We start from the raw sequence: 10,911 nt of genomic DNA, 5'->3' as shown, positions 1-10,911 counted from the left end.
GAGTTTAATGATGAAAACACCTAATTTTATACATGAAAAAACCAGCCAGGTAAGCCTGACTGGTTAATATATTTTTATTCTAAAATCTGTCAACCTATTTTAGGACGACTCATTTGAAACAATTTATTGTTATAAGGCTAATTTCTTTTTAGTGTCTTTTAAAAGCGCATCTTTATGAACCATTACCGATATCGCTTTAAGTTTCATATAAGGAACGCTCATATACACATAACCGCCATTGGCAACTCTGCTGGCATCGGTTCCCCAGGAATTTTTTACTTTATAGTAAACAGTTCCTTTCTGATCCTTTACTTTTCCAACAATGTGCATTAAATGGTCGTCCTGGGTAGAAAGGTTTTCAAATTCTGCCTGACGGAATTCCGGAGTGATTGCTTTTTCCGGTTTGATCTCTGTTAAGATCGTTTTGTTATCCTCGCTGTTTTCCGGGATCACGGCAACACCGTATTTTCCGGAAAAGGTAGGCTCACTTACGTCACAATCCAATTCAACGGTATAACCTGTTGCCAGTGCATTGTCGATATTGCTGATAAATTCATCCAGCGGCATGTTGTAAAAACTTCCGTTAGAAAAGTTATCTGGCACATTTAAAATAAACGTACTGTAATTGGGTACATGGGTAAAAGAAGTGATGGTAACATACTCTTTAGGATTGATTTTGGTCATTGCCAAAAAGCTCTTCGGCGTATATTTTTTACCTTCATAAGTAAACTCGGTTACATTCTTACCTATATAGATGTCTAAAACGGCACTGATGGCTTTTTTCCAGTTTGGGGAAAGTTTTTTTTCCGGATTGTCAACGTAGGTTTTTAGCATGCTTTCGATAACGGCAACCATTTCGGCGTGATTATAGGTGTCTGACGTACCGTTTAATCCGGTAAATGCCTCATTCGGAACAATTCCGTATTCGGCAACACTGTTAATCACATCATGTGCTAAACCGCCTTCTCCAAATTGTGCTTTTCCCTGGCGCATTACATAGTTTTCCGCTTTTTTCGGATAGGTGTTGCGCACCTGGTACATTTCCGAAAGGTCAATTTTCTTTCCGGTCAAACGGATTACTTCCGACTCTAAAAAAGACGAAGCCGAAAAACTCCAGCAGGTTCCGCTATTGCCCTGACTGATTACCGGTAAAGCTTCTAAGTTAGTAACTGTTTGGAATTCATATTTTTGAGCCTGTGCTGAAAAAATCAACCCTAAGAACGCTACTGAAACAAAAATTTTTTTCATTACATTATAATTTTTTGGAAGTGCAAGATAATGCAAAAAATGATTTATTTTTACGGTAAAATTTAAAAATATGAATACAATAAACTGGCAGACAGTTCGGGAATTCGAAGATATAACCTATAAAAAATGCAATGGAGTAGCGCGTATCGCTTTTAATCGTCCGGATGTCCGTAATGCTTTTCGTCCTAAAACAACCAGTGAATTATACCAGGCATTTTATGATGCCCAGGAAGATACTTCCATCGGAGTAGTGCTGCTTTCTGCAGAAGGGCCATCTTCTAAAGACGGTGTTTACTCGTTTTGCAGCGGCGGTGACCAGAAAGCAAGAGGTCATCAGGGATATGTTGGCGATGACGGCATGCACCGTTTAAATATATTAGAAGTACAACGCTTAATCCGTTTTATGCCGAAAGCCGTTATCGCGGTGGTTCCGGGTTGGGCTGTTGGCGGCGGACACAGTCTGCATGTGGTTTGCGACTTAACGTTAGCCAGTAAGGAACACGCTATTTTCAAACAAACGGATGCCGATGTAACCAGCTTTGACGGTGGTTACGGTTCTGCATATCTTGCCAAAATGGTTGGTCAGAAAAAAGCCCGTGAGATCTTCTTTTTAGGCCGCAACTATTCGGCACAGGAAGCTTTCGAAATGGGAATGGTCAATGCGGTAATCCCGCATGCCGAACTGGAAGATACCGCTTATGAATGGGCACAGGAAATTTTAGCCAAATCGCCGACCTCTATAAAAATGCTGAAATTTGCGATGAACTTAACCGATGACGGTATGGTAGGACAGCAGGTTTTTGCCGGTGAAGCGACCCGTTTGGCCTATATGACAGACGAAGCTAAAGAAGGAAGAGATGCGTTCTTAGAAAAACGTAAGCCAAACTTTGAAAAGAAATGGCTGCCTTAACAGCGTGAAAAGCAATAACATTAGAATTGGCTTGTGAATTTTCATAAGCCAATTGTTTTATAACAAATACAGACCCAAGAATGGAGCAATTTACCAATACCCCTATCGATACCACCACACTGCCCAGGTTTGAAACCGTACCGTTTACCGCTTTACATCCGGATTATAAAAAGGTCATCATACTGCATATTGCCGTTTTTATACTCGTTTTAGTAGCGATAGCCGGGATATTGCTGGTGGTGAATCCGGAATTGGCTTCCCGGGAATTATTGCTGGGAACAGGAATCGGAATAGCGGTTTTCGGAGCAATTGTGACCTTCTTTTCCCTGTTGAGCTTCCGTAAAAAAGGATTTGCTTTCCGCCAGCATGATGTATTGTTCCGAAGCGGGGTTATTGCCACCAAAACAATCATCATTCCTTACAGCAGAGTGCAGCACGTTGCCTTGCATCAGGGATTCGTTTCCGGAAAACTGGGACTGGCCGCTATTGAGATCTTTACTGCCGGTGGCGGAGACAGCGACATTAATATTCCCGGAATTGAAAAAGAACATGCCGAAAACATCAAGCAACTGCTGATGACAAAACTGAATCATACCACTAAAGAAACAACTGCCATAACGCCGTCTGAAGATGAACTTTAACCAACCGCAAAGACAGTCACTTATTGGCGTGTTGGTCATGTTTACCGATTCGTTCCAAAAAATAATCAGGGGTTTATGGCCGATACTGCTTGTCTGGCTTTTTAAATTTAACGAGGTAAACAAAGTATATGTGGTGCTGGGTATTGTTGGGATTATAGCGGTGATCGGTGTTTTTGCCTACCTGCAATACCGGAACTTTACCTTTCATATTGATGAAGAAAACGAAGAGTTTATCATCAATAAAGGCGTACTGAATAAAACAAAGATTGCCATCCAGCTCAACAAAATCCAGCAGGTCAATATTAACCAGTCCTTTATACAAAAAATAATAGGCGTGCATGCGCTGGATGTGGATACTGCCGGAAGTGCCAAAAAAGAAGCAGTCATAAAAGCGGTTTCGGAAGAACTGGCACAGGCATTAAAAGCAAGATTGCTCAAAGGAGAACAAACCGCTGCAAAAACGGTACAGGAAAGTGAGGAAACCACTGTTTTGCCGGAAAAGGAACCTTTTATCAGTATCAGTTTTTTAAGCCTTGTCAAAATAGGACTGACGTCTAATTACGTTAGAAGCCTGGCATTACTGATTGCCTTCTTCGGAACGGTTTATGAAAACATTCAGAACTTCACCAAAAGCAACGAAATAGAAGGCGACCAGATCAATAACTATATTGATGAAAGTTTAGCGATGTATTCGGCAACTATTTTTATTGTCATGCTGCTTGGATTACTACTGGTTATCAACCTTGGCAGAACCATCATCAAGTATTTTGACTTTAAAATGGCCAAACAGGGACGCTCGCTTTTATTGTCTTACGGATTGCTGAATACAAAAAACACCATCATCCGGCCGGAAAAAGTACAGTTGGTTACCACCAGCAGAAATTTTCTGCAAAAGAAAATGAATGTACTGAACATAAAAATCCGTCAGGCTTCCGGTAATGCCGATGCGCATGACGAAAAAGACAAATCGGCAATTGAAATACCGGGATGTAATGAACGGGAACGCGATGAAATACTAACCTTGCTGTTCCGGGAAATTCCCCAAAAAGGAGTGGCATTACTGCCCAATTACAGACGATTGGTAGTGGCTGTGGTTCTTTATATTATACTACCGCTAACGGTTTTGTTTTTCTTAGACCGGTATACCATACTACCAATTCAGGAATATCTTATTTTTGTACCGCTATACATTACGTTTACGGGAATATTGCTGTATTTCAGCTTTAGAAACAGTCGCCTGTTTGTGACAGAAAATTTTATAATCAGTCAGCAGGGCGCCTGGGACATAGAACATCAGATTATCGAACCGCACAAAATACAGGCCATCAGTACCAGTCAGCTATTTTGGCATAAAAGTGTGAATATCGGAAGCGTTACGCTGCATACCGCCGGTGGTAATGTGTCGTTCCATCTGGGAAATTATACCCATATTAAAGAGCTGGTTAATCTCTGGCTGTACCAGGTGGAAGCATCAGATAAAAACTGGATGTAAATAAAAAGAAATTATAAGTTGTAAAAAATAAAAAATGAATGCAAAAATATGGCTTGAAGCCGCACGATTAAGAACATTACCGCTTTCCATTTCAGGAATATTAGTGGGCACTTTTTATGCTTACAAACAATATTCGGATAACACGAATTACTGGCTGATTTTCGGATTGGCATTTTTAACTACTTTGGGCTTACAGGTGCTGTCAAATTTTGCAAATGACTATGGCGACGGGGTAAAAGGTACCGATAACAAGGACAGAGTAGGACCGCAGCGTGCGATACAGAGCGGAGCGATCACGCCGGAACAGATGAAAAAAGGAATCATAATCGTTTCTGTTGCTACGCTGATTATTGCTGTAGCGCTGATTTATGCTTCTTTCGGAAAAGATAACTTTGGCTTTTCACTTTTCTTTTTTGTATTGGGATTAGCGGCGATCACGGCGGCGATCAAATATACCGTTGGAAAATCGGCTTACGGATACAGAGGATTGGGCGATTTGTTTGTTTTTATCTTCTTCGGACTGGTAAGTGTTTTAGGAACCAATTTCCTTTTTGAACAGGCGGTTGATTATAAGCTTTTGCTGCCGGCTGTTGCGATTGGCCTGTTGAGTGTTGCCGTTCTAAACCTGAACAATATGAGAGACCGGGAATCCGATATAAAAGCAGGTAAAAATACACTGGTGGTTAAAATTGGTGCTCAAAATGCCAAAAATTACCACCTGTTTATAGTGGTAACGGCCATGATTTTAGGATTGCTGTTTGCCTACCTTTCCGGTTTTGAGTGGAAACAATACCTGTTTGTACTGTCCTATATTCCCTTATTGAAACATTTAAAAACAGTAGCCGCCAATAAAGAACCCGGAGCATTGGATCCGGAACTTAAAAAGGTCGCTTTAAGCACCTTTCTTTTTGCGGTTTTATTATCTGTAGTATTAACCTTTTAACCTCACGACTATGAAAATTACTTTTTACGGACACGCTTGTTTAGGAATCGAGATTAGCGGTAAACACCTTCTTGTTGACCCGTTTATTACCGGAAACCCGAAAGCGGCACATATTGATATTAATACACTTCAGGCGGATTACATCCTGCTGACACATGCCCATAGCGATCATATCCTGGACGTGGAAGCCATTGCTAAAAGAACGAATGCGGTAATTGTATCGAACTATGAAATCGCCAGCCATTTTGGCAATAAAGGATTTTCGTATCACCCGATGAATCACGGCGGAAGCTGGAAATTTGATTTTGGTACCGTAAAATATGTAATTGCCTTACACACCAGTTCCTTCCCGGACGGCAGTTACGGCGGACAACCGGGCGGATTTGTGATTGAAGGCGAACATAAAAACATCTATATTGCCGGCGATACCGCATTGACAATGGACATGAAACTGATCCCGATGCGCACCAAACTGGATCTGGCAATCTTACCGATTGGCAGTAACTTTACGATGGATGTGGAAGATGCCATTATTGCTTCCGATTTCCTGGAATGCGATAAGGTTTTAGGCTATCATTTTGATACGTTTGGCTATATCGAAATCAACCACGAAGAATCCATCCGCAAGTTTTTCAATAAAGGAAAAGATTTGATGCTGCTGGAAATAGGGGCTTCAATTGATTTATGATATTAGAAGTTAGAAGTATCATTAATAGAGTTTGATATTTGATATATGAGGTTAGAAGTAAGTATCCTAACTTCATATATCGTATATCGTAAATCAAACCTCACAAATCATATATCGTAAATCAAACTTCGTATATCATCCCTCATAAATCATATATCGTATATCTTCCCCATGAAAGCATCTTATCAAAAATACACCCTGCAATTCAAAAGACCATCCGGGACATCCCGCGGTATACTGACTGAAAAAGAAACCTGGTTTATCCTGCTTGAAAAAGACGGTAAAAAAGGAATAGGCGAGTGTGGCATATTGCGAACGCTCAGTGTGGATGACCGGCCGGACTATGAAGAAAAACTGCGTTGGGTTTGCGGGAACATCCATTTGGGAGAAGATAAACTCTGGCAATCATTGCAGGAATTTCCGTCCATTCAGTTTGGAGTGGAAATGGCATTCCGGTCGTTAGCCGCTCAGGATCCTTTTTTATTATTCCCGTCTGATTTTACCGGATCCCGGAAAAGCATCCTGATAAACGGTCTGGTCTGGATGGGGGAAGAATCCTTTATGAAAACGCAGATCGAAGAAAAACTGGCCCAGGGATTCCATTGTATCAAGCTGAAAATTGGTGCTATTGATTTTCAGAAAGAACTGGATCTGCTGGCTTTTATCCGGAATAACTTTGATGCCGGAACGGTTGAGATCCGGGTAGATGCTAACGGTGCTTTTTCTAACGATAAGGCATTGGAGAAATTACAACAACTGTCCGAATTTGAACTGCACAGTATCGAACAGCCGGTTAAGCAGGGCAATGTTGCCGTAATGGCACAATTGTGCCGGGAAACTCCTTTTCCGATTGCGCTGGATGAGGAGTTGATAGGTATTTTTAAACCGGAAGATAAAGAAGCTTTGTTGGTACAGATAAAACCGCAGTATATTATTTTAAAACCGAGTCTGGTTGGCGGTTTCCGCGGTTCAAAGGAATGGATAGACCTTGCGGAAAAGCATAATATCGGCTGGTGGATAACCTCGGCACTGGAAAGCAATATCGGGCTGAATGCTATTGCCCAGTGGACGTTTACGTTACAAAATCCGATGCCGCAAGGATTAGGTACTGGTGCTCTATATACGAATAATTTTGAATGCCCGTTAGAAGTAGTTGACGGCCAGCTTTGGTATAACCAGGGTAAAACCGGCTGGGAAACAAGCAGCGTCTTTATTTCCGGTTAAGATATCGTTTTTTACGGATGATGAAAACAGTAATATTGGAAGCTACAATAATCAGCGTAATAATGATCGTCAGCAGTATGATTAATGTATTGAATAATTCTGTCGTAAAATCCAGATTATCAAAATAAAAATAAAGCTGCGTAAACGAATAGATAGCCATTAAAAAGTATACAACCGTTAGTCCTCTTGATTTCATTGTAAATTCGATTTTTATTAGAACAAAAATAGTGGATCACTAAAAGACAAAACAGGGGAAAAATCCCCTTTTTTTTATGGATTAGCTATTAATTTTTCATGAAAAGCAGAGAATAATAACAATTTATACTACAAATTGTTTGTTTTTAATGTTTTAGTGAATATTGAGTATACCGGCAGACAATAACAGATAATACTTTATATTTGATCCCTTTCTATAATTATATGATAAAAAAATACTTTCTGATACTATTTTTATATACATCAGGCTTATTTGCCCAGGGAGAAGCCAACAACTGGTTTTTTGGAGCCGGAGCCGGAATACATTTTGATGCCAATGGAGTGGTAACCTCTCTCACGAACGGACAGATTCAGACCAACGAAGGATGCAGTTCCATTTCTAACGCAAACGGCGATTTACTTTTTTATACCGATGGCCGTACTGTCTGGGACAGAAATCACGTGATTATGCCAAACGGGGACTACTTTGGTGGTAAAGGTTTATTTGGCGACCCGTCCAGTACACAATCGGGGATAATTGTTCCCAAACCGAATGACCCGAATACCTACTATATTTTTACGGTCGATGAGCCGCATCATGATAATGCTGCCACCTATCCGGCCCGTAATACGGGATTTACAGAAAGCCAGGACGATGGCTACAATAACGGATTCAATTATTCCACGGTTAACCTGCAGTTAACGGGAAGTAACGGAAGTATTGGTAATATTACCAACCGGAACAAGCATCTTATTACTTATGATACCAATCCTAATGGTGATGAAATAAAATACAAATGCTCCGAAAAAATTACGGCAGTAAAAGACGCTTCCGGCGGTTATTGGGTTATTACCCATTTCATAAACCGTTTTTATGCTTTCAGAGTTACCAGTACCGGAGTTTCACAAACACCGGTGGTCTCGACAGTTGATCCGTATATTACACTAAGCGGTTACAGGAGAAACGCTATCGGGTATTTAAAAGCATCGCCCAATGGTCAGAAATTAGCCATAGCCCATTCTCAAAACGGTACGGAAACAGGGGAGACAACTAATGACGGATCGGTTTATTTATACGATTTTGATAAAAATACCGGAATAGTTTCAAATCCTGTTGCCCTGATTAATTCCGTTAATGCGTATGGAATTGAATTTTCGGCAGAAACTAAAAAACTATACGCCAGTATTAGAGAAAGCAATGTTAATAGTATTGCCCAGTTTGATCTGGAAAGCGCTAATATTCCGGGTTCGATATTGAATATTTCGAATACTACGGCTACAGGAGCGTTGCAGCTGGGACCGGATAAAAAAATATACTTTACCAATTCCGCAACCATACACCTGAGCGTTATCAACAATCCGGAAGAGACGGGTAGTCTTGCCGGTTTTGTTATGAATGCCATTACGTTAAGCAGCGGACTGGCAACATTAGGGCTGCCGCCTTTTATAACCTCGGTATTTTATCCGAGTTTTCAGGTTGCCAATACCTGTTTTGGCGATACGACAACTTTCACTATGCCGGCCTCACTAACCAATCAGGCCTATACCAGTATCGAATGGAATTTTGGAGATGCTTCACCGGTTTCAAATGCCGTAGCGTCCACGCATGTGTATGCGGCACCCGGAGATTATCCGGTTTCGGTGACCGTAGTGATCAATGGTAATGCGGTAACCAATTCCGAAACGATTACCATCTATGAGGTTCCGGTGGCAAATCCGGTTGGAAACCTGCAGCTTTGTGATTCCGACAGCGACGGCCTGACCCAAATCAATTTACAGCAGCAAACCGGCAGTATTTTAGGAACGCAGTCACCAACGGTTTTTGAAGTACTGTATTTTCTGTCTCCGGCAGATGCTGCCAGTAATCAGAATGTAATAGACCCGACGAATTTTACCAATACGGTGCCGTCGTTTACGCTTTATGCCCGGGTACAGAATAGAAGTAATTCCGCTTGTTTTGCTGTGACTTCTTTCCAGGTTACGGTAACACCAAAACCGGTTGTCACAGTACTAACCGATTATGCCCTTTGTGACGACAGCAGCAGTAATGGTTTTGAAACATTTGATTTGCAGACAAAAATCGCAGGAATTTTAGGAGCCCAGAATGTCGCAGATCACGCCATTAGTTTTCATGCAACACAGGCCGATGCCGATGCCGGATCGAATGCACTGCCGTATCTGTTTACAAATACCAATGCAAACAGCCAGGAAATTTATGTGCGGATAGAAAATACCACTAATACCAATTGCTATAATACCAAAAGCTTCTTTTTAAAGGTCAATACACCTCCGGTCGTGTCACCGGCTACCTTGGTACAATGTGATTTCGGATTAAATCCGGACGGGTTTACCACTTTTAATCTGAATGAAGCCGATGCCGTACTGACGAACGGAAATGCTAACCGGATAACAACCTTCTTTTTAAACAATGCTGATGCAGTAGCGAATACGGCTCCTTTAAATCCGGTTTATACCAATATTTCCAATCCGCAGCAAATATCAGTAAGAGTTACCGATACCCAAACCGGCTGCTACAGCATTACAACGCTTTCGCTGCACGTGAATACGATAGCTACACAGGAACTGGTTATGAATGGCTGTTCGGATAATGGCTATTATACTTTTAACCTGACAGGTTTAGGACTGGAAACCAGTACCAATACCGTTAAATATTACAGCTCGGTTACGGATGCTCTGCTGGAGCAAAACGAACTGAATACAGCCTTTACCAATACAACCGTTGGCTTCCAGACGGTTTATGCCCGCGTTGAGAGTAATAACGATTGTGAAGGCGTGCATGAAATAAAATTATACATACGAAGATTGCCGGCACTGGCTGTTGATGCTTCACCAAAATTATGTACAGACCAGCCGGTAACCCCGCTAATATTAACAAGCGGTATTGCCTCGGCTAACGGTTATCAGTTTTTGTGGTCAACCGGAGCGACAACTCCAACGATCAGTGTGATCACGCCGGGTGTCTATACGGTTGCGGTGACCAATGTTTATGGCTGCTCGGCTATCAGGACATTAACGGTAGAACCGTCCAATGTGGCTACGGTAACGGCTATAGAAGTAGAAGACTTAACAGAAAATAATACCATAACGGTTTATGTAACGGGAAGCAGTAACCATTATGTTTATGGAATGGATGCACCGGACGGACCTTTCCAGGACAGCAACTTCTTTGACAATGTTGCTACCGGTATCCATACCGTTTATATCCGGGATTTTAACGGCTGCGGTACGATTGCAAAACAGGTGGCCGTATTGGGCATTCCGAAATACTTTACGCCAAACGGAGACGGTTACAACGATTTATGGCGTATTAAAGGCGCTGCAAATAGTCTGTATAAAAACAGTATTGTCAATATTTTTGACCGTTACGGTAAATTATTAAGACAGATGAAAGCTTCCGAAGGCTGGAACGGTATTTACAACAACCAGCCGCTTCCGGCAACCGATTACTGGTATGTGGTTTATTTGCAGGACGGAAGAGAAGTAAAAGGCCATTTTACGCTGAAAAGATAACTGTTTTTCAATATTCAAAACGGGTATGGTCGTAAGCTT

General features: G+C 41.4%; 9 protein-coding genes. 7 read left to right on the top strand and 2 right to left on the bottom strand.

Annotated elements, in window-relative coordinates; translation table 11 throughout:
• Positions 1-129: 129 nt before the first annotated feature.
• A complete protein-coding gene (locus BGO42_RS11350; protein WP_273246944.1) occupies positions 130-1,248 on the bottom strand; it encodes a C1 family peptidase in 1,119 nt (372 codons plus the stop codon).
• Positions 1,249-1,318: 70 nt separating this feature from the next.
• On the opposite strand from BGO42_RS11350, the gene BGO42_RS11345 reads away from it, so the two are divergent.
• The 6 genes from BGO42_RS11345 to BGO42_RS11320 all read left to right on the top strand — a co-directional run bounded on the left by BGO42_RS11345 (position 1,319) and on the right by BGO42_RS11320 (position 7,146).
• Entirely contained in the window at positions 1,319-2,158 is an 840-nt protein-coding gene (locus tag BGO42_RS11345; protein WP_177734576.1) for a 1,4-dihydroxy-2-naphthoyl-CoA synthase, read from the top strand.
• A gap of 80 nt (positions 2,159-2,238) precedes the next feature.
• A complete protein-coding gene (locus BGO42_RS11340) occupies positions 2,239-2,799 on the top strand; it encodes a PH domain-containing protein (RefSeq protein WP_273246945.1) in 561 nt (186 codons plus the stop codon).
• Positions 2,789-4,291 carry a PH domain-containing protein gene (locus tag BGO42_RS11335; RefSeq protein ID WP_273246946.1) on the top strand — a complete coding sequence of 501 codons (1,503 nt, stop codon included), beginning with the start codon at positions 2,789-2,791 and terminating at the stop codon, positions 4,289-4,291. The genes BGO42_RS11340 and BGO42_RS11335 overlap by 11 nt, the downstream gene beginning before the upstream one ends.
• 34 nt (positions 4,292-4,325) lie before the next feature.
• Complete coding sequence (gene menA / locus BGO42_RS11330; protein WP_273246947.1) at positions 4,326-5,234, top strand: 1,4-dihydroxy-2-naphthoate octaprenyltransferase; 909 nt, start codon at positions 4,326-4,328, stop codon at positions 5,232-5,234.
• Positions 5,235-5,244: 10 nt separating this feature from the next.
• Positions 5,245-5,922, top strand: a complete 678-nt coding sequence (locus BGO42_RS11325) for a metal-dependent hydrolase (RefSeq protein ID WP_177734573.1) — start codon at positions 5,245-5,247, stop codon at positions 5,920-5,922.
• 171 nt (positions 5,923-6,093) lie between these two features.
• Entirely contained in the window at positions 6,094-7,146 is a 1,053-nt protein-coding gene (locus BGO42_RS11320) for an o-succinylbenzoate synthase (protein WP_273246948.1), read from the top strand.
• On the opposite strand, the gene BGO42_RS11315 is transcribed toward BGO42_RS11320, so the two are convergent.
• On the bottom strand, positions 7,133-7,342 hold the full coding sequence (locus tag BGO42_RS11315) for a hypothetical protein (protein ID WP_177734571.1): 210 nt from the start codon (positions 7,340-7,342) through the stop codon (positions 7,133-7,135). The two genes, BGO42_RS11320 and BGO42_RS11315, sit on opposite strands and share 14 nt — an antisense overlap.
• Positions 7,343-7,566: 224 nt before the next feature.
• Here BGO42_RS11315 and BGO42_RS11310 point away from each other — a divergent pair, with 224 nt between their 5' ends.
• Positions 7,567-10,872, top strand: a complete 3,306-nt coding sequence (locus tag BGO42_RS11310) for an FIDD domain-containing protein (RefSeq protein ID WP_273246949.1) — start codon at positions 7,567-7,569, stop codon at positions 10,870-10,872.
• Positions 10,873-10,911: the final 39 nt, after the last annotated feature.

The organism is Flavobacterium sp. 40-81 (assembly GCF_001898245.1).
GTDB lineage: Bacteria > Bacteroidota > Bacteroidia > Flavobacteriales > Flavobacteriaceae > Flavobacterium > Flavobacterium inviolabile.
This window is presented reverse-complemented; position numbering and strand designations above follow the sequence as displayed.

Bases quoted from the DNA above. Each gene is read 5' to 3' on its own strand.
- BGO42_RS11350 (WP_273246944.1), bottom strand. From the start codon at position 1,248: ATGAAAAAAATTTTTGTTTCAGTAGCGTTCTTAGGGTTGATTTTTTCA.
- BGO42_RS11345 (WP_177734576.1), top strand. From the start codon at position 1,319: ATGAATACAATAAACTGGCAGACAGTTCGGGAATTCGAAGATATAACC.
- BGO42_RS11340 (WP_273246945.1), top strand. From the start codon at position 2,239: ATGGAGCAATTTACCAATACCCCTATCGATACCACCACACTGCCCAGG.
- BGO42_RS11335 (WP_273246946.1), top strand. From the start codon at position 2,789: ATGAACTTTAACCAACCGCAAAGACAGTCACTTATTGGCGTGTTGGTC.
- menA (WP_273246947.1), top strand. From the start codon at position 4,326: ATGAATGCAAAAATATGGCTTGAAGCCGCACGATTAAGAACATTACCG.
- BGO42_RS11325 (WP_177734573.1), top strand. From the start codon at position 5,245: ATGAAAATTACTTTTTACGGACACGCTTGTTTAGGAATCGAGATTAGC.
- BGO42_RS11320 (WP_273246948.1), top strand. From the start codon at position 6,094: ATGAAAGCATCTTATCAAAAATACACCCTGCAATTCAAAAGACCATCC.
- BGO42_RS11315 (WP_177734571.1), bottom strand. From the start codon at position 7,342: ATGAAATCAAGAGGACTAACGGTTGTATACTTTTTAATGGCTATCTAT.
- BGO42_RS11310 (WP_273246949.1), top strand. From the start codon at position 7,567: ATGATAAAAAAATACTTTCTGATACTATTTTTATATACATCAGGCTTA.